Below are 20,918 nucleotides of genomic sequence, written 5' to 3'. Positions count from 1 at the left end.
TCCAATGATCTGCGGAGAAAATTGAAATATTCAGGGCCCATCATGTCTTCCAATCTTTTCCCCGTCCTTGGAACAGTGCTTGCAATGAGCATCGTCTCGGCAACACTCGCCGCCGAAACAGGTCTCTCGATAGGGGAAGCGAAAGTCGATGTCGGCGGTTTCAAGCTAAACAGTGTCCTCGTTCCCGCCGGTAAAAATGCCGACCTGCCGCCCATCGTTTTCATCCATGGCGCAAGCACCAGCCTTTATGACCCCATGTACGCTTTCCGCGAGCCGCTGGAAGGCCGGGCAAAGCTCCTTTTCGTAGACAGGCCCGGACACGGGCTCTCGGACATTGGCCCAAAGGAAAATATACTGCCCGACGCGCAGGCCGATGCCATTGCGAGCGTCATGCAGCGAAGAGGTATTCCCAAAGCGATAATCGTCGGCCACTCGTTCGGCGGAGCAATTACCGCTGCCTTCGCCCTGCGCCACAAGGATATGGTGGAGGGGCTCGTATTCCTTTCACCTGCGCTCTACCCATGGCCGGGTGGAATTTCCTGGTACTATGATGCTGCCCGCGCGCCCGTTGCGGGACTATTCTTCAGCACGCTTATCGCACCGCCGGCTGGCCTCCTCGCTTTGAATGCGGCCGTGAAGGGGGTGTTTTCACCAAACCCGGTACCATCGGATTACGTTGCCAAGACCAAATCATACCGCGCCCTCCGTCCCGTTGCCTTTCGGCACAACGCCCAGGAAGTCGGTGCTTTGAACGGTTGGGCGAAAACGGCTTCCGCTCACTACCGGGAAATCAGCGCACCAACCGTCATCATTGCAGGCGATACCGACGATGTCGTCTCAACGGAAATCCACTCAAAACATCTGGCGCGAGATATAAACGGTGCCGAACTGATCATCGTCCGCAACCTCGGCCATAAGTCAGATTACGTCGCGCGCGACCTCGCCGTCGCCGCCATCGAAAAAATCGGCGGCAAGAAACGCAATCTGAAAGCCATCGCAAAATCTCTCGAGGAAAAAATCGCCGCTGACGGGAAGTGACGAGCCAGAGAGATCTCTGTGCTGGTTCGCCTCTAATCACGGAAGCTACTGTGTTTCAGACCGAAGCGTTCAGAGCCGTGTAGCGGTCAGCGCGATTTGAAAATCATAAAAGTGGCGCGCCGCGCCGGGTGATGATGAGAACTATGTCTACGCTGTAGCTCTCTAATTCCACCTTTTGATCGCGGCTAGAAACTGAGCGCGCATTTTTGAGGGTCGCCGAGGTTGATCCCGCCGCCCCGGTCTATGGCGCACGCTGGCGACAGCTTGGGTCATGGGCCAATGTCATAGTAGTTCTTTTCCGCTCGCGGGCAGTTCTCCCGCAAAAGATAGGCACATCTTTTTAAGGATGGCTCGTCGGTTCCGAAACTCTCCTCAGAGTGCCCACGTCTCTCGCATGTCACCTCGACTCCATCCACAGAACCGTAGTCGCCGTCCAGGTCAACATAAGAAGTAGTCGTCGAGACCTTCGTCATTCTAATCCTCCACGTATGAATCGACTTCTAAATTACTTTCTCTTCAATCTGGCTAGTCGTTCCGTCTCAAACTGTCATCAAATCCCGGGGCATCCAGCGGACGCTCGCAAAGGCGCGTCTACTTTTCCAGATATAGCGCAACGAGCCGCGACAAGAATGCATCAAAATCCTATAAGAATGCAACAAAATCCTTTGACATGCATCTTATGCCGGGGTACACGCATCATAAGGCATTATTTATGCATAAGATCGTGAGCGGGACGCATGGAGCACTTTTCAATTATTCAGGCCCTATGTCGGGCGGCGATGAGCGAGCCAACGCCCGCCCTGCGCAAGCAGGTCGAGCGCCTAAAGGATGCGCTCGCCAAGGATGGCGAGGAAAAGCAGGCGTCGTCGCTTGCGGGAATACTTGCCACAGCTGAGCGTCTAAAGGAGATAGCCCCGAGCCGTATCGAACGCTCCAGAGCGAACCTGTCGGGCGAGACGCTGGGTCGCAATACGCCCGTTCCCGTCGATCGTGAGACGGCCGCCGCCTTGGCGGAGATCATCTTTCCTTCTGAAGTCGAGGGAGCGGCACCGCTATTTAATTCGACTGTCACGCAGGCGGTTGGGACGATTGTCGAGGAATGGACCGACTTCGAGGCGCTCGCGGCCGTCGATATCATGCCTTCCAAGACTTGTTTGATCTACGGTGCGCCCGGCACAGGGAAAACACGTCTAGCTCTCTGGATTGCTCGCAGATTGGATCTTCCTGTCGTTCTTGTGAAACTAGATGGCCTCGTTTCCTCTTTTCTTGGAACGACGGCACGCAATATTGGTAATCTCTTCGCATTTGCCAATCGCTATCGTTGTGTCCTCCTACTTGATGAATTCGACGCAATCGCAAAAGTCCGCGACGATCCCCAAGAGGTCGGCGAGATCAAGAGGGTTGTGAACGCCCTTCTCCAAAATCTCGATGTGAGGCAAAACATAGGATTGACGATTGGCATCACCAATCACCCCAAGCTGCTTGATCCGGCAGTTTGGCGCCGTTTCGAGGTCCAGCTTGAGATCCCCAGGCCGGATTTTGACGTGCGAAAGGCGATTGCCGCCATGTTCATGCCGCCCGTAACGGCCCCCGACAGCCATCTACGTCTCATTGCCTGGTTCACCGAAGGTTCGACAGGAGCGGAGATCGAGGCGCTAGTGCGAACATACAAGAAAGCCACCACGGTCCGCGAGGATGATCGACGGGGATTGCTGGACACGCTTCGCCAATTTGCGACGCTTAATGCGGCCCGCATCCAGAGCGAGCGCCGGACGCTACTGTTCGACGATCCTGCGACCCTGTTCCGAGCTATGCGCGACGACCCCATTCTTGCGTTTTCAATGGCCGACATCGGCGAAATTGCAGGGCGGGATAAATCGACCGTAAGTCGTCAGCTTGGCCGACAGGCCAGTAAAGTCGACGGGGGTGTAGATAATGGCTAGTCCGATCCAGATCGTCCTCAATCCAGCCAATTATGAGGAAGCCCGAGAGGCGGGCGGCGGTGGGGGCCGCAAGGACTTTTTCGCACATCGCGATCAGGAATTCGCGGCTCACAAGGCAGCACTGATCGATCAGATCGACACCATTTCCGGGGTCCTTTCCGCGCAAGCACAAGGACCGATCGGCTACGTGAAGGTCATTCTCAAACGCGATGCCTGGGCGAAGAGCCATCGACCTGTGGGAGCGCTGTTTCGCAGTGATCGGATGCCCGTGGTCGGGGGTGGAGATCTTGGCGTGATGATTGTGGAAGGCCGCCCGTCGGCTTTGGCTATGGTGAAAGCGGAAATTGCCAAAGCCGAAACCCAAACCAGAATGCGTTACGACGAGAAAAAGAGGAAAGAAGTGCCAAACCCCTCGGCACAAAAGAGCGAGACGGGTGCAATCGACCGAATCGAACTCTATGGCGCTTCCGACAAGCGCAATTTTTCGGTCGAAGAAGCTGTTGCATGGCTCGCCAATCCAATGACGGGAAGCGCGTATCAAGTCGAGTTGTTCGACGTTCTGCCGCCGCGCGCCGAATGGGATCGCCTCGACCCCGCGCATAGAAGTCTGGTCGAGTCCTTCGTTGCCGGCTTCAACGCACTTGAGCAAAGTATGTCAGTGGAGCGTCTGCCGAATTGGAGACGGCGTCTTCCGATGCTTTCCGTTCGCCTGGACCGAGCCGGAGACGGTGCCGTCCTGCGGCTGACGAGCGTGTCATCGAAGGAACGCCGTGAGCTTGCGCCATTCGACCCGAATGTTCAGCACCACAGCCGCTTGCTCGCGTTCCTCGACAAGCATCCCTTAGTCCGACGAATCGAGTTGCCCGGCATCGTGGTCCGTTCTGCTCGCCCGGTAACGCCGGCCCGCATTCGCCCAGCTCAAGCGGTAATGCCCGTTCGCGATAGTCGCAGAACTCATCCAAGAATGGGCATCATCGATGGCGGCATAAGCCCGGCGTTGGCTGACTGGGTTATCGATCGATGGGACGTACTAGCTGACGAAGACATGGATTTATCCCATGGCACGTTCATTGGCGGGCTTGCAGTCGCTGGAGCCGGTATCAATGGTTGCGGAGACTTGCCCCGAGCCCGACGGAACAGAACTGGTGGACGTGGCCGTCTTCCCAAATGAGCAGAAGGCTGGGGCCTTCGCATCATACTATTCGGGTGGCCTCCCGCAATTCTTTGATGAGATGGACGCGGCAGTCGCGGATGCGCGGGCACGGCATGGCGTGCGTGTCTTCAATATGAGTCTGAACATCCTTCAACCCGCTGCACCCGATCGCTACAGCCCACATGCGGTTCGACTCGACCAGATTGCAGAAGAGAACAATGCGGTTGTTTTCATATCTGCCGGTAACATCCAGCCGCAAGACCTTCGCCCGGAGTGGCCAGCCGACTCGGCAACAGCCCTTTCCAATCTCGCCCGTGCGCGAAACGACGGGCTTTTAACGCCAGCGGAGAGCGCAAGAAATGTTGCCGTTGCCGCGCTGAATCCACCAGGGCACAGTGGTTGCTTGCCGTTCGCCCCAGCCCGTTTTCGCCGCCGGGGACCTGGACTTCGATCCGGGGGAAAACCCGACCTTGCCCATATCGGCGGAGCGGGTACGCAGCACGCGACACTGGGCCATGGTCTTTTTTCCATACTTCCAGATGGAACAGTGATTGACGGTTGCGGCACGAGCTACGCCTCGCCTTTAGTCGCCAAGACAGCAGCAGTCCTCGACCATGCCATCGAGGGCGAGATCTCTCGTGAAACCCTCATTGGTTTGCTCGTCCACCACGCAGAAATTCCAGAACCCTTGCATCCGAAAATGCTGGCGCCGGTGGCACGGCATCTTGTCGGCTTCGGAATGCCGCCGTCTGCCGAACGTATTCTAGAGACGGGCGATCTTCGATTGCCCTGGTCTTCGCCTCACGTATCCAGCATGGCCAGCAGATCAATTTCCGCTTTCCATGGCCGGCGTCCCTGGTCGGACCCGGCGGCAAATGCCGAGGGCGGGCAAAGCTCACTCTCGTTTCCACGCCTCCGTTGGATGCCCGGTTCGGTTCCGAGTTCGTCCGGGTCAACGTGAATGCCGTCCTGCAGCAGGAGCAGGACGAGGGCAAATGGAAGGGCCGACTTGACCCGCTTTACCTCCCGTCTTCGCGTGAATCCCCAAGCATGAAGGGCAGTGCATAGACAGCGAGCGTATAGGCCAGGACACAGAGACCGGCGACCAGCGCGACGGCCATCAACATGAGTACGATCATTGAGCAATCCTCCTGAATCCGATGGCCGCGAAGGGCATCGGATCGGTCGCGCGGGGTAGATCCCCGCGCGACCGATTTTTTAAGTGACGGACGGAAGGGAGGCGGGGACCGCTGCTGCGACCCCAGCCCGGTCCTCACTCGGCGGCGATCTGGAAGGCGTGGTCGTCTTGGCGGTCGTCCAGCCACTCGGGCTGCGTCTTGCGCAGCACCGAAGGCAACCAGCCGGTGCCAGCCAGAAGCTGCTCGGCAGCGTCCGCCATGTCCGTCTTCTTCAAGCCCGCGATCCGCCCCGCCGCCGCGTCGCTGACGGCCTCGCGCACGGCAGCGAGAACGTGCGCCTTGGTCACCCGACCGAGATAGGTCCTCACCGTTGGTGTCAATCAGCACCGAACATTCACCCCTTTTACTTATCCAATTTTGACCCCCTGTACCTGTTCATTCCGATCGACGCTGCTGAACTGGGCGGCATCATAGGTGCTGCCTCCATAGTGAACGGCGAGCTCGTCGAGAACGACCAGATCGCGGACATCCGGAGGTGGTTTGCGCGCGACGTGCTTCATCTACGATATCTCGATCAGACGCCGCAGCTCGACCGGGACGGCATGATCACCGGCGAGGCCCGGCGCATGCTCGATCTCAGTCATCTCGCGACCGACCTGCTTGATCTCATCTGGCAGTCGGATGCGTCCGTCGAAGAGAAGTCCGCAAGATCAACATGGGTATGGCGCAACCTCAGGCTCGACTACCTCCCTTCACCTCCGGCGGCCGACGTCCCCGAGGCCCGCAGGCACATATCCTGCCTGAATGCGATGCAGGTTCTTACTCTGCCGATCCGGGCAGAGCTCGGCTCCGCAAAGCTGCCAGTCGAAGTTCGGCAGGAGTTTGTGGACTGGGCCATGCACGCGGTCATAAGGCCGATTTCGGGCGCCGATGACGTGGCGGAAGAGGACATCGCCGCCATGACTGCCTCGCTGATATCGAGGACGCTGGAAGTGCAATCCGAGGCGGACGACGACCATGACCCTGACCTCGACGCACTCATGGCTCGACACTTTAAGGTGATCTCGAATAATTTCGTGAACCTCCTTCCACCCGACTGGAGGAAGGCGGTCACCGACCGGAACGGAATCGCGCAGGCGCTCGGACGCGAGAACATCATGCTACTCGAGCTGGCCCCTGACACCAGCGTCGGGGTCCGGGACGTCTCCGAGGCGATGTCGAGGTGCCGTTCGTCAGGCTTGAGCGAGGCGGAAATCACACTTGAGGGACGCGACGGTGCTGGAAAACTATTGCTCGCACAGGGCGATGACGGGTTCCCGACTGCCACCATCCAGTTCAACGGCCAGACCTTCGATCTCCAGATGGCAACCTTGGCGCTAGTCGATCCCGACGAGGGGATCCGGCGGAGAATGCTGATGTCGCTGCCGAGGAATGGGAATGTCGGCAACCCGCTGAGCGACGAGTTCCTCCAGGAGATAACTTGCGAAGAGGATGTCTTCCGGCGTGTGGAACGTTTCAACGCCCGGCTCGGTCAGGATTTCGCGCGGCACCGCGACGCCATGTGGGACAGGGTCGTGAATGGCGGATCCATCCGCCTTACCGATCTTGCCTTGCCCGATCCGGGACAGCTCCTGAACTTCCTCGGCCTCGATGGCAAATTCCGAGGTAGTGGTGCCGAGCTCGTTGATGCCTCGGCGAAGGTTCTCAAGCCCAGCCTCGGGATCGAACGAGCCGTCTCCCGTCTGTGCGGCGTGCCGATCGCGCTGCCTGACGATTTGCTCCTGCAGTTCGGTCAGTCCATCGGTAAGGATTTTAAGGCATGGCCAGTCGAAAACGAATCCTTGCCGTCGACGGTGACGCGCATGCTCGCATTCGTGTCTGCTGGCGGTTCTCTCGGAGATATCGAGGAATGGCTGTCGCGAACTTTCACCCATGACCGGGCGGAACTCTTCATGTCTATCCTCCGTCTCGATTTCAGGCAGGCGGTGCGCAGCGGCGAATGGTCCGGACTGCCATCGGATCTTGCTCTGTGCCTCATGTGGATCCATGCCGACCACATCACCCGCAATCTCGTGGTAGACGAACTAAATCTCGCCGGATTGACGAAGTGGCTGCAGAAGTACACTCCGTCGGCAATGCTCGACGACGAGCGGGAGATGGCCTGGGACAGATGGGTAGTCTGGACAGCCGCTGAACTCTCTGCGGACCGGGTCCTTGCAGCGGCCGTCGCCGAACTCGTCCGGCGGAACATCGCGATTCCCGATAGTCTCAAGGGCGCGATCGGACACGCCAGCGGAAGTAACTGGATGGCATCACCGACCGTACTGGTGCCCACCTCGAGGGCCCCATCCGGCTATTGGCCATCGGTTGACCCGGTGCCGACAATCGTCGCGCTGGGCTGGCTCGATGCAGAGAGCCCGTTTGCAGTCCGCGAGCAGAGCGAGCTGCTTGCCAGGATCCGTTCCGAGAAGGATCTGAGCGATCCCTCCATTTTCGTCCCCATGGTCGGCCTGTTCGTCGATCTTCCTCAGATCGGCGGCGATCAGCTTGCAGAACTCCGTTCAGACCTCCACGCGCTGGAATCCACAAACACAGCCTCCGTCGGAGGGCAGGCCTATGGCGCATTTGCCGACCTGCTCGCAAAAATTTATCGGCATGCGGATGACGAGGCGGGGTTTTCCGACTGGGTCATGCGGACCGCGAAGGCCAATCAGACCAGATGGCCTTTCCGGAATCCGAGATTCGATGGCAAGGAGGAGTTCGATCGCGCCGCTTCTGTGCTGCTCAATGCGTGCTACGTATTCGCCTGGTCCGGTAACTACCCTCTGGAGGACAGGATTGCGACCCTGTGCAGGCTTTTCAACGGACTGACGCAGAAATGGCCGAGGACGATCAGGCTTGCGCTGGCCAGTCTCGACGGTCTGGCGCGTCAGGTGGACATCCCGACAGCTTCCAAGCATCTGCTGCCATCTCTACTTGAAATGCGAAGCCGCTGACTTTGGGGCGGACGGCTCATCGGCAATGCCGGAGGAGCCGTTCCCTACTGCGCCGCTCTTCGACCGCGACGCTCGCGGTGTCGGCTGGTCGGAAACCAGATTTCGCGCGAGCTTCCGCGAACGTCTTCTTCAGCGGAAGAGACCGACAATGCGTACGAGCGAGATGGCCATCTTGCTGCTCCGGTAACGACGGTGCGAGGCGTACGTTTGTCAGTCCGAGCGTCAGACAGTATCTTGGTGGGGAACTCGTTTAAAGCCCCGAAGCCCTCTCATTTCTGCGTCAAGGAAATGTTCTTCAATAAAGCGGTTACTCACCGGAGCGTCCTAGCAGGCTGATTCAAAAGGAAAATCTTCGAGATCGCTGACTGAATTTACTCTGTTAAGGGAGCGTCACGCACGTAACGCCACCATCTCGGCGATGTCCGACAGCGAGCCCAGCTCAATGTTGAATGCTGAGACGGGCATCTGGCTGGCGGTTGGGAAGGCACAGAGACGCCACTCCCGCTGATAGGCGAACTGGAAATGCTTGAGGTGAACTGGTTTCTCTTTTCTGTGCACGAACGAGCAGGGGTCGTAGTAGGTCACGGGGCCGACCTTGATCTTTACCCCAGGCCAGACCTTCTTCAACCCGGCTCCGAACCTCGCTGCGAAGACATCGGGCTTGTGGATGATGAGCGCCGCATCAGCGTTGAAGTCATCCGGCATCCGACGGTCGATGTCGCGGCATGCGCACCATAGGACGTAATCCGGGCATCGTACCGTCTCCTTGATGAAGCCATCCTCGATGGGACCGGAGAAGCCAGTCGTCGTTTTGGCTTGTGTTCGGCCAAGGCGCACAGCATCGAAGGCCGGATGGTGGAACTGACGCTCGCTTTCTAAGTCGTGCATGGCTTTCGACAAGCTTGCCTGAGAGTAGTAGTTGGACGGCGTGACACGAACCTCGCCGTTTTTCAGCATCTTCTCGATATGCTCCCGTCTGCCGAACTTGACGATCACGCCGTCCAGGTTTTCTGGGTAGCCATTGAACAGGCGCACGCCAGTCGGTTCGCCTTGCTCGAAATACTTGCCGAGCATTTCATTGCTCTTGGAAATGAGGTTCGTGGGAATGCCACCCCGTGTTCCGAACTCCATAACCAGGTGGGCGAAGAGCGGGCCGAACATTCCCTTTGCGTCCGAAAAGTCCTCTCGTGGTGCAATCTGCCCCTTCGCTGTCAGGCGTACATTGTTGTGATTCTGGTCAAGCCATCGCTGAGCGAGGTACTCATCGCTCGCGAGCATAAGGTAGGGTGTTTGGCAGTATTCGTAGCGCCACCAGTCGCTGCGGGGTAGGGATCCGTTCTGCTCGGATGTCGCCTTGTAGCCTTCTGCTGAACGTCTCCAGTACGCCGCTTTCTGCTCCAGTATCCCACTCCAAGCCATCGTAAGAATCCTGTTAAATACCCGTGATCATCGATACCTCCTCCAGTGAGGTCGAGCAATGACGAAGGCGCCGACGTAGCGCAGGGATGAATGGATAGGGACCTGTGAAGAAGGATTGAATCCTTACTGCGGATCCGGAGTCACGAACCTACTCCGGTGGGTTTGGCCGATGATCGGTGGGCAAACGGGTCGATTGAAGGAGTCGCTAAGTATTAACCTTCGCTCGACACCGCAGTTCTATATGATGGTATCGACTTGTCTAAAAATACTGTCGTGGATGCGTGATCGTAAGTATTTTTTCCCCGCAATCTAAATGCTAATCTTCACCTGCAGGCCTCTGCAAAGCCAAGATTTCTCGCATTAACCATTTGCTAACCATAAATCGCATCGAATCCTGGAAAAGGGCCGGGTCTTTCAAGAAACGTCGTCGACAGCCCTCAATCAGCATCGAGGATGTCCGATGAGCAGGGTCGAGTTTGAATTGAGAAAGTTAACTTTACAAAGGAACGGTGTGATCCCGACACGGGCTGTGAAGTCCTCACTTCACGATCAGCTTCCGAGACAGGTCAACCTTGGGGGTGTTTCAGAACTATGCACAAAAAGTTCAGTGCCGGGTCGAGGGCCTATCAATTAGGTACCTCAAGGTCACTGAATCCGCGCTTATGCGTTCACAGTCCGCGTTTAGTGGTACTCAGTCCGCATTTATGTGGCGATCAAGATCATCAATTTTTGGCGCACCCGGCAGGATTCGAACCTGCGACCTTTGGAATCGGAATCCAACACTCTATCCAGCTGAGCTACGGGTGCTTGCCTGTGCGAGGTGACTCGCATTTGGATAGCGGTTTCTTAGCCTAGCTTGGCGATTGCTTCAACGTGTAAATTAAACTCTGGGAAAAACGCTGGCTTCGGTTCGTTTTGAGGATGTGCGGTGTCCAATGTTGATCACAGCTATGGATTGCGTGTCGCTGTTCGGCGATTGGTTTCTATGATAATTTCGGGGCCTTGTGATTCTTGCGTTCTCGCTCTCGTGTTGCATTGGTTATGAAGCAGTTCGTCGCTTTTAAATCCTGCTTTTGACGAATGTTATTTTTAGCGATGCTTATGTAATAAAATCAACATGATCCGGTCGAATTGGCAGCTGACTTTATTTTTGACCTACAACTATTTGTCTATGCAAAACATTAGGGCTTTGGTTTAATTGTTATTAAACCTTGTTCTAATAAACATTGTCATGTAATTAACTATCGTTCGTGGGGACGAATCAGAGGAGACTAAGATGGCTGTAAGTCTCGCGTTTGAGCAAACCGGGGGTAAAACGAAGTTCGTCGAGCATAGTGAGCGTATGCTAAGCTCGAGGGGGGAGATCGATTATTCAATTCTATCCGAAGCTGTACTTTATCGTCTTCGCAGGGCGCAACTATCAGTAGTAGGCGATTTTAATGAGAGTTTGCTGAAATTTGGCCTGCGTCCAGCCGATTTCTCCGTACTTATTCTCGTTGCAAATAATAAAGGCTTGAAGCAGAGCGACGTCGCTGAAGCTCTTGGAATACAGCGGGCGAATTTTGTGGCCATCATCGATGGTCTGGAAGAAAAGAGCTTGCTTCTTCGGCGCAGGTCCGAGACCGACCGCCGCGTACACTATCTTGATATGACGACAGATGGCCGAACCGTTCTTGATGAGATTCTCGCCATCTGGCGCGATCATGAAGAGAAACTTGTCGACAGGCTGGGTGGGGAAAACGCACGCGATCAGTTGATTGGTCTTCTGCGTCGCATTCAGGACTGAACTATATCGGTCTGACATTGGCGTTTCAGTTCAACCTGAAACGCCTCTTCATCGACGATCAAAAAACGGTGCGTGTCGAACGCACCGTTTTTTGTTTGTATCAGTTACACCTGCCTTGCACCCGGGCCAGGGGTTGCGCCCGGCGGAACCCTGCCGAGAATGATCATGCCAAGAACTTCGTCTCTGGAAGCACCCTGCGTTCTTGCGGAAGTGGAGGAGATCGCAGGCATGGCGCGCATCGGAAACCGCATGGCAGCCTTCGCTTTCCAACAGGCGGGGCTGGCACTTGGAAACGGGCGTTCGCGCGTCTTGAGCCTTTACGGCTCCATGCCCGTGATCACAATCGAGCCAGATGAGCAGTCTTTGGTTTTCAATGGGCAGATGGGGCTTGCATTATCGCGGCTGGATGAGGATATCGTCATTTCCGGTATAACAGCGTCTGCGGCAAGCATCCTCTCGTCCGGCATGTTAGGTGCGCGAGGGAAGTAGGAACACCATATGTTTATGATCGATACCAGCCACCCGATGTACCGCCCGCTTTGGGTGCGTCTGCTCATCGTCGGCTTCTGTTCTGCCTGGACGGTCGTTGAGCTCGTCAATCGCCAGATCTTCTGGGCAACAGTCGTCGGCGGTATTGCTGTTTACTCCGCCTATGTTCTGCTGATCGCCTTCAAGCCAGCACCGGAAAAGGCCGAGGAAACTGTTTCACCGACGAATGCCGATGAGTAATCATCTGCCGATCAGCCGGATGGCTTGATCGATCAGAAGATTTGCCGCCGTCATGCGCAGATTGGCATTGGCCCTGAACGCGGGGCTGATGGTGTCAGGATGATTGAGGCGCGCGAAGGCACGCCTCTTCTCGCTTAAGGTTTCCAGCGTATCACGCTCGTTGATCGCAAGTTCATCCGACACATCGGACAGCGATGTTCGCGTGAGGTGAGGCGGCATGATTTCCGGCTCTGGCTCGGATTTCTCGAAAGTCGGGGGTGTTTGCAGAAGCGCCAGATAGGTCTCCAGGGCCGCATTAGCGGGTTCTGCATCATCCGGTGCCGTGTCGAACACGACGCCGGAAAAGGTGGGCCGGATGCTATAACTCGCTTGCGGTTCTTCGGGCATATCCTCCGCCTCGCACTGAAGGCGCGTTACAACCGACTGGAAAACGGATTGTCCGAACAGCATCGATGATCTCCACGCAGATTACAGAAAACCATGCCGGTCTTGCGTCTGGCTGATGTCAAAGCGCCAGCTTGCGACTTTCTTCCAGGACCAGATCGTAAAGAAGCTGGGCGCTTGGCGGCAAAACGCGGTCTCTTGTCGTCAACAGGCTGTAGGGTTTGACCGTCAGTTCGAAATCCGTCGGCAGAATGCGGATGTCGCCCATCGGCGAATGCTGGCCGGATAGAAACTGAGCCATTTCGTAAGCCAGTGGTGCGATAGCAGTCGTCTGGCTGACGATGGCGAGCGTCAATACGATGGACGGTGTGTTTATGATGTTGCGCGGCAACGCCACGCCCTGCGCCAGGAAGACATCCTCCATGGTTCGGCGAAGCAGGGTTCCGGGTGGCTGGAACACCCAGTCGTAGTTCGAGAGATCTTCCAGACGGGCAGGCGGAGCATCAAGCAGGGGATGCCCTTTGCCCACCAACAGACACGCACGCTCGATGCCGATCTCGTGCGCATTGAAGAGACCAGGATCGACGTCGTCGGGGATGCGGCCTATGACGAAATCATGGCGGGCGGCCAGCAGTTCGCGTGCCAGCACATTGCTGGTTTCAACCTGAACGTTGATCTCGATGCCGGGATAGGTATCCATTGCCTTGCGCAACGCTGGAACGACGAGGCTTATGGCAGGTGCCGTAACCGAGCCGATAAATACCGACCCGCCGCTGCCGGATTTCATCTGCGCCAGCTCCCGGCTCGCTTCGCGAAGCTCCAGAAGAATCTTTTTTGCACGTTTTGCTAACGCTTCCCCAAATTTTGTGAGGACAACGCCGCGGGATGCGCGCTGACAGAGCGGACTGCGAACGATGGCCTCCATTTCCGACAGCATGCGAGAGGCGGCGGGCTGGGTTATATTCATGGCAGCAGCGGCAGCGCTTACCTGGCCGTGTTCTCCAATCATCACGAGCATGCGCAAATGGGTCATTTTGAGCCCGGCACGCAACAGAGGGTTGTCTTCTGTTAACGACAGAAAGTCGGCCAATTCCATTCCATCGCGTTCCATTTCCGCTCCAATTTTTACATGTGATAAGGCGCTCACGGATTTATATCGATTTAATATACCAAAATTGATATAGAAAAAGTCATTTATTCTATTTGACAGTTATATGAATTCAGAACAGTTTGCGACGGTGCCGAGGAGGAGCGGTTAAGGGTGTTGCCTTGCTTATGCAGGGCGATCTAATAAGCTAAGCTCCTTACAATTCGGACGTGGATTTGAAGGCGGATTGTAAGAGACATACGCTGGATAAAGGGTTCCAAGGGAGAGAGTTCATGAAATCCATCATTTCGCTGTTTGCGGCCTGTGCCATCGGCGCTGCAACATTTGCGGCTCCGGTTTGGGCGCAGGACAAGGGCACGGTCGGTATCGCCATGCCAACGAAGTCCTCTGCTCGCTGGATCGACGACGGCAACAACATCGTCAAGCAGCTCGAAGCAGCCGGTTACACCACCGATCTGCAGTACGCTGACGATGATATTCCGAATCAGCTTTCGCAGATCGAGAACATGGTAACCAAGGGCGTAAAGGTCCTCGTTATCGCGTCCATCGACGGTACGACGCTGTCGGACGTTCTCAAGCAGGCTGGCGAACAGAACATCAAGGTCATCGCCTATGACCGTCTGATCCGTAACAGCGGCGACGTTTCCTACTACGCAACCTTCGACAACTTCCAGGTCGGCGTTCTGCAGGCAACTTCCATCGTCGACAAGCTCGGCCTGAAGGACGGCAAGGGTCCGTTCAACATCGAACTGTTCGGCGGTTCGCCAGACGACAACAACGCCTTCTTCTTCTACGATGGCGCAATGTCCGTGCTGAAGCCTTACATCGACAGTGGCAAGCTCGTCGTGAAGTCCGGCCAGCAGGGCATGGACAAGGTCGGTACGCTGCGTTGGGATCCTGCAACGGCCCAGGCCCGTATGGATAACCTTCTCTCCGCTTACTACACCGATGCAAAGGTTGACGCTGTTCTGTCTCCTTACGACGGTATCTCCATCGGTATCATCTCCTCGCTCAAGGGCGTAGGTTATGGTTCCAAGGACCAGCCGCTGCCGGTCGTTTCCGGTCAGGACGCTGAAGTACCTTCCGTCAAGTCGATCCTGGCTGGCGAACAGTACTCCACCATCTTCAAGGACACCCGCGAACTCGCCAAGGTTACCGTCAACATGGTCAACGCGCTGATGGAAGGCAAAGAGCCCGAAGTCAACGACACCAAGACATATGAAAACGGCGTCAAGGTTGTTCCGTCCTACCTCCTGAAGCCGGTTGCAGTAACCAAGGAAAACGTCAAGCAGGTTCTGGTTGACAGCGGTTACTACAAGGAAGACCAGCTGAAGTAATTCTATGATCGTGGCGGGGAGGGACACATCGTCGTTCCCCGTTTACCCAAATAAGAACGCCGGATGTTACGGCGCTGGATTGTGATATGGACAATACCATTCTCGAAATGCGGAACATCACCAAGACGTTTCCGGGCGTAAAAGCGCTTGAGAACGTGAACCTCAAGGTTCGTCAGGGTGAGATACACGCGCTCGTCGGCGAGAACGGTGCTGGAAAGTCGACCCTTATGAAGGTCCTTTCCGGCGTTTACCCCGCTGGCACATTTGACGGAGAGATTCACTACGAAGGTGAGCTGCGCAACTTCCGCGCCATCAACGACAGTGAAGACATCGGCATCATCATCATTCACCAGGAGCTGGCTCTCGTACCGCTTCTGTCTATTGCCGAAAACATTTTCCTCGGAAACGAAGTCGCTCAGAACGGCGTCATCAGCTGGCAGCAGACCTTCAATCGCACGCGCGAGTTGCTGAAGAAGGTCGGCCTGAAAGAATCGCCGGAAACGCTCATCACCGATATCGGTGTCGGCAAGCAGCAGCTGGTGGAAATCGCCAAGGCTCTGTCCAAGAGCGTGAAGCTGCTGATCCTCGACGAGCCGACGGCTTCGCTGAACGAGAGCGATTCCGAGGCACTGCTGAACCTCCTCATGGAGTTCCGCAACCAGGGCCTGACATCGATCATCATCACCCATAAGCTGAACGAAGTCCGCAAGGTTGCCGACCAGATCACGGTCTTGCGTGATGGCATGACGGTCAAGACGCTCGACTGTCACAAGGAAGAGATCAGCGAAGACGTCATTATCCGCAACATGGTCGGCCGCGATCTCGAAGACCGCTACCCGCCGCGCGATGTGCCGATTGGCGAAACCATTCTCGAAGTGAAGAACTGGAACGCCTATCACCAGCACCACCGCGACCGTCAGATGCTGCACGACATCAATATCAATGTCCGCAAAGGCGAGGTTGTCGGCATCGCAGGTCTCATGGGCGCTGGTCGTACTGAATTCGCCATGAGCGTTTTCGGTAAGTCCTATGGCCACAAGATCACCGGTGATGTGCTGATTCACGGAAAGCCCGTGGATGTCAGCACCGTGCGCAAGGCAATCGATGCGGGCCTCGCTTATGTGACGGAAGACCGCAAGCATCTGGGCCTCGTGTTGAATGACAATATTCTGCACAACACGACACTTGCCAATCTCGCAGGCGTTTCGTCCGCAACGGTCATCGACGATATCAAGGAAATGAAGGTCGCGACGGATTATCGCAAGCGCTTGCGCATCCGTTCGCATGGCATCTTCCAGGAAACGGTCAATCTCTCCGGTGGCAACCAGCAAAAGGTTGTTCTGTCGAAGTGGCTGTTCTCCAATCCTGACGTCCTCATTCTGGACGAGCCGACACGCGGTATCGATGTCGGCGCGAAATATGAAATCTACACAATCATCAACCAGCTTGCCGCCGACGGGAAAGGCGTTCTGATGATCTCATCGGAAATGCCTGAACTGCTTGGCAATTGCGACCGCATCTACGTTATGAACGAAGGACGGATTGTCGCCGAATTGCCAAAGGGAGAGGCGAGCCAGGAAAGCATCATGCGCGCTATCATGCGCTCAGGGGAGAAGAACTGATGAGTTCGACAAATACCACCACCGAAGAAAGCAACGTCGTCTCGGTCAGCTCTTACATTCGGTCCAATATCCGTGAATACGGCATGCTGATCGCGCTTGTCGCGATCATGCTGTTCTTCCAGTTTTACACTGGCGGTATTCTGTTCCGTCCGGTCAACCTGACGAACCTCGTGCTTCAGAACTCGTTCATCGTCATCATGGCGCTGGGTATGTTGCTCGTCATCGTCGCAGGGCATATCGACCTTTCAGTCGGCTCAATCGTCGCCTTCGTCGGCGCGATCGCGGCCATATTGACCGTGCAATGGGGTATGAACCCCCTGCTTGCGGCACTGATTTGTCTCGTGGTCGGCGGTCTGATTGGCGCGGCACAGGGGTACTGGATCGCCTATCACCGCATTCCATCCTTCATCGTGACACTTGCGGGCATGCTGGTGTTCCGCGGCCTGACGCTGTTCGTCCTCGGTGGCAAGAACATCGGACCATTCCCGGCTGATTTTCAGGTTATCAGCACGGGCTTCCTGCCGGATATCGGCGGTATCGAGGGTATCAACACGACCTCGCTGATCCTTACAATTGCCATCACCGTTGTCTTGTTCGTACTCGCCCTGCGTCGTCGTAAAGTCAACGAGAAGCACGGTATCGATGTCGAGCCATTCGGCTTCTTCATCGTGCAGCATGTCTTGATTTCGGCAGCGATCCTGTTCCTCGGCTACAGCCTTTCCACTTATCGCGGTTTGCCGAATGTGTTGATCGTGATGTTGGTGCTGATTGCTGTCTATAGCTTCATTACCAGCCGCACGACCATTGGTCGCCGCATCTATGCGCTGGGTGGCAACGAAAAGGCGACAAAGCTTTCCGGCATCAACACGGAACGCCTCAGCTTCCTGACCTTTGTCAACATGGGCGTACTGGCTGGTCTCGCCGGCATGATTATCGCTACGCGCCTGAACTCGGCAACGCCGAAGGCCGGTGTCGGCTTTGAGCTGGACGTTATCGCAGCCTGCTTCATTGGCGGTGCGTCTGCATCCGGCGGCGTTGGCAAGATCACCGGTGCGGTTATCGGTGCGTTTATCATGGGCGTCATGAACAACGGTATGTCGATCGTCGGCCTCGGCATCGACTTCCAGCAGATGGTCAAGGGCCTCGTCCTGCTCGCCGCCGTATTCTTCGACGTTTACAACAAGAACAAGGGCTGATCGCTTCAGCGACGTCGACATTTTGTAGTGACAACAAGTGGCCGGTTTCCGGCCACTTTCATGAGTAGGGGACGCGTAATCGCGTTCAGGAAGGAACTATCGTGCTGATTTCTCAAATCAAGGATGCAAGCGGCAAGATCATCGTCGCTGTTCGCGAAGATGGCGGCGAAGCGCGTGCCGTCAAGAACGCAGAATCCGTTTATGCCCTGGCCATGGAAGCTGCAAATGGGGATAAGTCTCTGGCCGATGTGATCAAGGCTCATGGTTATGGCGATGCCGTCGATCTGGAAAAGGCTTATGCCGAAGGCCGTTTCCTGGCCCCGATCAGCCATCCAGATCCAGCCCATCTCCATCTGACCGGCACTGGCCTGACGCATCTCGGTTCCGCTGCTACGCGCGACAGCATGCACAAGAAGACCACGGAATCGTCTGAAGAGAGCCTCACGGACTCGATGAAGATGTTCAAGATGGGTCTGGAGAACGGCAAGCCGAAGGCTGGTGAGAAGGGGGTCCAGCCTGAGTGGTTCTATAAGGGCAACGGCCACGTAGCTGCCGCGCCGGGTGCGCCGTTGATCTCGCCGTCCTTTGCGCTGGATGGTGGCGAAGAGCCTGAAATGGCTGGAATCTACGTGATTTCCGACAAGGGCGAACCGGTGCGCATCGGTTTTGCGGTGTCCAACGAGTTTTCAGATCACGTTACTGAGCGGATCAACTATCTCTACCTTGCTCACTCCAAGCTGCGCCCTGCAAGCTTCGGCCCGGAAATCCGCGTCGGCGCACCGCCATCCGATATTCGCGGTACGTCGCGCATCCTGCGCGATGGCAAGGTGATCTTCGAAAAGCCGTTCCTGTCGGGTGAGGACAACATGTCCCACACCTTTGCGAACCTTGAGTATCACCACTTCAAATATGGCCTGTTCCGCGCTCCCGGCGAAGTGCATGTTCACATGTTCGGCACGGCCACCCTCTCTTTCGCCGATGGCATCAAGCCGGAGGCGGGCGACGTGTTCGAGATCGAGGCTGCCGGTTTTGGCTTGCCGTTGAAGAACCCGTTGAAGGTTGCCGAAGAGGAAACGATTGCGGTTCGCCAGATTTGACGGCAATGCAATCTGGATGATGAACAGCCCCAAGCCTTCGGTTTTGGGGCTGTTCTTTTTGAAGTGGGCTATTCGACGCTCCACAACTTCGTTTCTCCGACCTCCACGGAGTTTCCCGCCGGATCGCGGACGTAAACCGAATAGCTGCCGTTGTTCCAACGTTGATAATGCTCGATATCGATGCCGAGGGATATGAAGCGGTCACGCCATGCATCGACCTCACCCTTGTCCTTTGCGCGGAAGCAGACGTGGCCATTGCCTGTTGTGCCATGGCGGGGGATGGGATTGGCAGGGTCCGCGTTCCGCGACTTTTCCGGGTTGAAGATCAGCAGCATTTGATCCCCACAGCGGAAGAATACGAATTGCCCCTCAAGGCTTCTGACGACTTCCAGGCCAAATATGCCGGTATAGAAGCGTTCTGCAGCGCTTAGATCACTGGCGTAGATCACCGTTTCGAGAATGCCGGTCGCCCGCATCGCTTACTCCTCTTCCCAGCAACCGCAGCGGCGTTCATGCCTTTCGATGCGTGGCTCAAGTCTTCACGGCGGTGACATGAAGCCAATCGGTCGGCTTTCCGTCGTAGCCGCCACCTTTTGCTTCCTCTATCGAGACCGAGACCCATGAGAGCTTCGCGTAAACCTCCAAGAGCCAGTCTTTCGAAGGGTAATTATAAAAGCGGTCGAATTGGTCGTGCCCTTCAGCATCGCCAGCCTTGAAACTGGCATAGAACACGCCCCGGCTTCTCAAGGCCGAATGAATATGCGCAGTAACGCTGGCTAGACCCGAACGCGGAACATGGAGAAGGCACGCATTTGCCCATACGCCATCATAGGCATCGTGTTCATTGATGTCTTCGAAAAGCAGCGTTCGCACGGATATGCCGAGCCGTTTTGCCGCCGCCTGCGCCATTTCTGGCGTACCATCGGTTGGATGGACATCGAAGCCTTTTGCGATCATCGCTTCGCTGTCCTGCCCGGCGCCGCAACCGAGTTCGAGGATACGAGCCCCGGGCTGAAGATGCTTGAGAAAGCTTTCGAGGCGTGGCGAGGCTTTTACGCCTCGTGCTGTGTAAGTCTCGACCTGTGTCGCGTAGAATCCAAGTGTCTTTTGTTCGCCAGCGCTGCCCATCTCCTTAACTCTGAGACTGGCTTTGGGATTGCTGCACCGTGACCGAAACGGTCAGATTTTCGCCCGATAACCCGACGCGCGTACCGGAGACGGGCGCGCAATCGCGGTAGCAGAGGCCGGTGGCGATGCGGACGTAATTATCATCGGGGCAGATCTTGTTTGCGGCATCGAAGCCCACCCAGCCAAGGCCCGGAATATGTGCTTCGCCCCACGCGTGGGTCGCGACCTGTTCCGGCACGTTTTCCATCATCAGATAACCGGAGACGTAGCGAGCTGGAAAGCCGAGTACCCGAGCTGCGGAAATGAAAATATGTGCGTGGTCCTGACAGACGCCTTTGCCCGCCTCGAGCGCCTGTTCGGCAGTGGTTTCGATACCTGTCGTGCCCGGCTGATACTCGACCTCCAGATGGATCAACGCCATCAGTTCGTGCATCCGAGCAAGCTCGCTATCACCCGACGCCTGACGCGCAATTTCGCGGATCAGCTTTCCGGCCTTGGTTCTCGGAGTGTCGCGCATGAAGAGCCAGAGCGGTGCATTGCCGCGGTGTGGGCCGAAAACGCCTGCCTTGTCTTCCGTTTCCACCTCGCCACCTGCAACCACAGTCACAGCATGCCGCGGGCCCTCGGTTTCAACCAGTTCGACACGGTTGCCGAAATGGTCGTCGTACTTCACCTCGACTGTTGCGCCCTCTACCGAAACATTCCAGTCGAGTACCCTTTGGGTCGGTCCGCTTGCAGGTGTCAGCCGCAGGCGCTGAAGCGAATAGGGTACCGGTTCTTCATAAAGATATTCGGTGGTGTGATTGATCTTCAGACGCATTACCCTATCCCCGTCTTCACTCC

18 protein-coding genes, 1 tRNA gene and 2 pseudogenes are annotated in these 20,918 nt (G+C 56.4%); 12 read left to right on the top strand and 9 right to left on the bottom strand.

Annotation, left to right across the window (positions count from 1 at the left end):
- The first annotated feature begins 84 nt into the window (after positions 1 to 84).
- The 4 genes from G6L28_RS10745 (at position 85) to G6L28_RS22865 (ending at position 5,095) form a co-directional block, all read left to right on the top strand.
- Positions 85 to 1,038 (top strand): alpha/beta fold hydrolase, encoded by a 954-nt coding sequence (locus tag G6L28_RS10745; protein ID WP_234902538.1) that lies wholly within the window; start codon positions 85 to 87, stop codon positions 1,036 to 1,038.
- A gap of 737 nt (positions 1,039 to 1,775) precedes the next feature.
- Positions 1,776 to 2,981 carry an AAA family ATPase gene (locus G6L28_RS10740; RefSeq protein WP_174063768.1) on the top strand — a complete coding sequence of 402 codons (1,206 nt, stop codon included), beginning with the start codon at positions 1,776 to 1,778 and terminating at the stop codon, positions 2,979 to 2,981.
- Positions 2,974 to 4,152: a hypothetical protein gene (locus G6L28_RS22870; RefSeq protein ID WP_234902532.1), complete on the top strand. Its 1,179-nt coding sequence runs from the start codon at positions 2,974 to 2,976 to the stop codon at positions 4,150 to 4,152. Before G6L28_RS10740 ends, G6L28_RS22870 begins: the two co-directional genes overlap by 8 nt.
- A complete protein-coding gene (locus G6L28_RS22865) occupies positions 4,085 to 5,095 on the top strand; it encodes a S8 family serine peptidase (protein WP_234902531.1) in 1,011 nt (336 codons plus the stop codon). Before G6L28_RS22870 ends, G6L28_RS22865 begins: the two co-directional genes overlap by 68 nt.
- A gap of 312 nt (positions 5,096 to 5,407) precedes the next feature.
- On the opposite strand, the pseudogene G6L28_RS10730 reads toward G6L28_RS22865, so the two are convergent.
- Positions 5,408 to 5,650 (bottom strand): annotated as a pseudogene (locus G6L28_RS10730) (chromosome partitioning protein ParB); the annotation flags it as partial.
- A gap of 111 nt (positions 5,651 to 5,761) precedes the next feature.
- Between G6L28_RS10730 and G6L28_RS10725 the strand changes: the two are divergent.
- Positions 5,762 to 8,269 carry a hypothetical protein gene (locus tag G6L28_RS10725; protein WP_174063767.1) on the top strand — a complete coding sequence of 836 codons (2,508 nt, stop codon included), beginning with the start codon at positions 5,762 to 5,764 and terminating at the stop codon, positions 8,267 to 8,269.
- Positions 8,270 to 8,659: 390 nt separating this feature from the next.
- Here G6L28_RS10725 and G6L28_RS10720 read toward each other — a convergent pair whose 3' ends face one another.
- A complete protein-coding gene (locus tag G6L28_RS10720; RefSeq protein WP_174063766.1) occupies positions 8,660 to 9,688 on the bottom strand; it encodes a hypothetical protein in 1,029 nt (342 codons plus the stop codon).
- 730 nt (positions 9,689 to 10,418) lie between these two features.
- Positions 10,419 to 10,495 (bottom strand) — tRNA-Arg (locus G6L28_RS10715).
- A gap of 469 nt (positions 10,496 to 10,964) precedes the next feature.
- Here G6L28_RS10715 and G6L28_RS10710 point away from each other — a divergent pair.
- Positions 10,965 to 11,474 carry a MarR family winged helix-turn-helix transcriptional regulator gene (locus G6L28_RS10710; RefSeq protein ID WP_234902530.1) on the top strand — a complete coding sequence of 170 codons (510 nt, stop codon included), beginning with the start codon at positions 10,965 to 10,967 and terminating at the stop codon, positions 11,472 to 11,474.
- A 104-nt stretch (positions 11,475 to 11,578) separates the two neighbouring features.
- Here G6L28_RS10710 and G6L28_RS22860 read toward each other — a convergent pair.
- Positions 11,579 to 11,659 (bottom strand): annotated as a pseudogene (locus G6L28_RS22860) (sugar ABC transporter ATP-binding protein); the annotation flags it as partial.
- On the opposite strand from G6L28_RS22860, the gene G6L28_RS10705 reads away from it, so the two are divergent.
- Both G6L28_RS10705 and G6L28_RS10700 read left to right on the top strand, forming a co-directional pair.
- Positions 11,640 to 11,963, top strand: coding sequence for a hypothetical protein (locus G6L28_RS10705; RefSeq protein WP_174063765.1), 324 nt, complete (start codon positions 11,640 to 11,642; stop codon positions 11,961 to 11,963). The pseudogene G6L28_RS22860 and the gene G6L28_RS10705 overlap by 20 nt on opposite strands.
- A 9-nt stretch (positions 11,964 to 11,972) precedes the next feature.
- Positions 11,973 to 12,203, top strand: a complete 231-nt coding sequence (locus tag G6L28_RS10700; RefSeq protein WP_174063764.1) for a hypothetical protein — start codon at positions 11,973 to 11,975, stop codon at positions 12,201 to 12,203.
- Here the strand turns inward: G6L28_RS10700 and G6L28_RS10695 are convergent, their stop codons facing one another.
- Complete coding sequence (locus G6L28_RS10695; RefSeq protein ID WP_174063763.1) at positions 12,204 to 12,653, bottom strand: hypothetical protein; 450 nt, start codon at positions 12,651 to 12,653, stop codon at positions 12,204 to 12,206.
- A gap of 55 nt (positions 12,654 to 12,708) precedes the next feature.
- The gene (locus tag G6L28_RS10690; protein WP_174063762.1) at positions 12,709 to 13,698 is read right to left on the bottom strand and encodes a LysR family transcriptional regulator; all 990 of its coding nucleotides are present in this window, start codon (positions 13,696 to 13,698) and stop codon (positions 12,709 to 12,711) included.
- A 269-nt stretch (positions 13,699 to 13,967) separates the two neighbouring features.
- Here G6L28_RS10690 and chvE point away from each other — a divergent pair, with 269 nt between their 5' ends.
- The 4 genes from chvE (at position 13,968) to araD1 (ending at position 18,947) form a co-directional block, all read left to right on the top strand.
- Positions 13,968 to 15,032 carry a sugar ABC transporter substrate-binding protein ChvE gene (gene chvE, locus G6L28_RS10685; RefSeq protein WP_174063761.1) on the top strand — a complete coding sequence of 355 codons (1,065 nt, stop codon included), beginning with the start codon at positions 13,968 to 13,970 and terminating at the stop codon, positions 15,030 to 15,032.
- 86 nt (positions 15,033 to 15,118) lie between these two features.
- Positions 15,119 to 16,654, top strand: a complete 1,536-nt coding sequence (gene gguA, locus G6L28_RS10680; RefSeq protein ID WP_174063760.1) for a sugar ABC transporter ATP-binding protein GguA — start codon at positions 15,119 to 15,121, stop codon at positions 16,652 to 16,654.
- The gene (gene mmsB / locus G6L28_RS10675) at positions 16,654 to 17,850 is read left to right on the top strand and encodes a multiple monosaccharide ABC transporter permease (protein ID WP_174063759.1); all 1,197 of its coding nucleotides are present in this window, start codon (positions 16,654 to 16,656) and stop codon (positions 17,848 to 17,850) included. The genes gguA and mmsB overlap by 1 nt, the downstream gene beginning before the upstream one ends.
- A 101-nt stretch (positions 17,851 to 17,951) precedes the next feature.
- Positions 17,952 to 18,947, top strand: a complete 996-nt coding sequence (gene araD1 / locus G6L28_RS10670) for an AraD1 family protein (RefSeq protein WP_174063758.1) — start codon at positions 17,952 to 17,954, stop codon at positions 18,945 to 18,947.
- Positions 18,948 to 19,015: 68 nt separating this feature from the next.
- Here araD1 and G6L28_RS10665 read toward each other — a convergent pair whose 3' ends face one another.
- The 3 genes from G6L28_RS10665 to G6L28_RS10655 are packed head-to-tail and all read right to left on the bottom strand — an operon-like array spanning position 19,016 to position 20,895.
- Positions 19,016 to 19,423: a VOC family protein gene (locus G6L28_RS10665; protein ID WP_174063757.1), complete on the bottom strand. Its 408-nt coding sequence runs from the start codon at positions 19,421 to 19,423 to the stop codon at positions 19,016 to 19,018.
- Between the two features lie 55 nt (positions 19,424 to 19,478).
- A complete protein-coding gene (locus G6L28_RS10660) occupies positions 19,479 to 20,075 on the bottom strand; it encodes a class I SAM-dependent methyltransferase (RefSeq protein WP_174063756.1) in 597 nt (198 codons plus the stop codon).
- Positions 20,076 to 20,079: 4 nt separating this feature from the next.
- Positions 20,080 to 20,895, bottom strand: a complete 816-nt coding sequence (locus G6L28_RS10655; RefSeq protein ID WP_174063755.1) for a transglutaminase family protein — start codon at positions 20,893 to 20,895, stop codon at positions 20,080 to 20,082.
- Between the last annotated feature and the right edge of the window lie 23 nt (positions 20,896 to 20,918).

The sequence above is a fragment of the Agrobacterium larrymoorei genome, from assembly GCF_013322225.1.
Classification (GTDB): Bacteria; Pseudomonadota; Alphaproteobacteria; order Rhizobiales; family Rhizobiaceae; genus Agrobacterium; species Agrobacterium larrymoorei_A.
The sequence above is the reverse complement of the archived record's forward strand: the minus strand, read 5'-3'. Positions and strand labels throughout refer to the sequence as shown.

Excerpts from the sequence above, each read along its gene's own strand:
- G6L28_RS10690 (WP_174063762.1), bottom strand. The coding sequence starts at position 13,698 with ATGGAACGCGATGGAATGGAATTGGCCGACTTTCTGTCGTTAACAGAA.
- G6L28_RS10740 (WP_174063768.1), top strand. The coding sequence starts at position 1,776 with ATGGAGCACTTTTCAATTATTCAGGCCCTATGTCGGGCGGCGATGAGC.
- chvE (WP_174063761.1), top strand. The coding sequence starts at position 13,968 with ATGAAATCCATCATTTCGCTGTTTGCGGCCTGTGCCATCGGCGCTGCA.
- G6L28_RS10655 (WP_174063755.1), bottom strand. The coding sequence starts at position 20,895 with ATGCGTCTGAAGATCAATCACACCACCGAATATCTTTATGAAGAACCG.
- G6L28_RS10745 (WP_234902538.1), top strand. The coding sequence starts at position 85 with ATGAGCATCGTCTCGGCAACACTCGCCGCCGAAACAGGTCTCTCGATA.
- mmsB (WP_174063759.1), top strand. The coding sequence starts at position 16,654 with ATGAGTTCGACAAATACCACCACCGAAGAAAGCAACGTCGTCTCGGTC.
- G6L28_RS10710 (WP_234902530.1), top strand. The coding sequence starts at position 10,965 with ATGGCTGTAAGTCTCGCGTTTGAGCAAACCGGGGGTAAAACGAAGTTC.
- gguA (WP_174063760.1), top strand. The coding sequence starts at position 15,119 with ATGGACAATACCATTCTCGAAATGCGGAACATCACCAAGACGTTTCCG.
- G6L28_RS10700 (WP_174063764.1), top strand. The coding sequence starts at position 11,973 with ATGTTTATGATCGATACCAGCCACCCGATGTACCGCCCGCTTTGGGTG.
- G6L28_RS10660 (WP_174063756.1), bottom strand. The coding sequence starts at position 20,075 with ATGGGCAGCGCTGGCGAACAAAAGACACTTGGATTCTACGCGACACAG.
- G6L28_RS22865 (WP_234902531.1), top strand. The coding sequence starts at position 4,085 with ATGGTTGCGGAGACTTGCCCCGAGCCCGACGGAACAGAACTGGTGGAC.
- G6L28_RS10705 (WP_174063765.1), top strand. The coding sequence starts at position 11,640 with ATGCCAAGAACTTCGTCTCTGGAAGCACCCTGCGTTCTTGCGGAAGTG.
- G6L28_RS10695 (WP_174063763.1), bottom strand. The coding sequence starts at position 12,653 with ATGCTGTTCGGACAATCCGTTTTCCAGTCGGTTGTAACGCGCCTTCAG.
- G6L28_RS10665 (WP_174063757.1), bottom strand. The coding sequence starts at position 19,423 with ATGCGGGCGACCGGCATTCTCGAAACGGTGATCTACGCCAGTGATCTA.
- G6L28_RS22870 (WP_234902532.1), top strand. The coding sequence starts at position 2,974 with ATGGCTAGTCCGATCCAGATCGTCCTCAATCCAGCCAATTATGAGGAA.
- G6L28_RS10720 (WP_174063766.1), bottom strand. The coding sequence starts at position 9,688 with ATGGCTTGGAGTGGGATACTGGAGCAGAAAGCGGCGTACTGGAGACGT.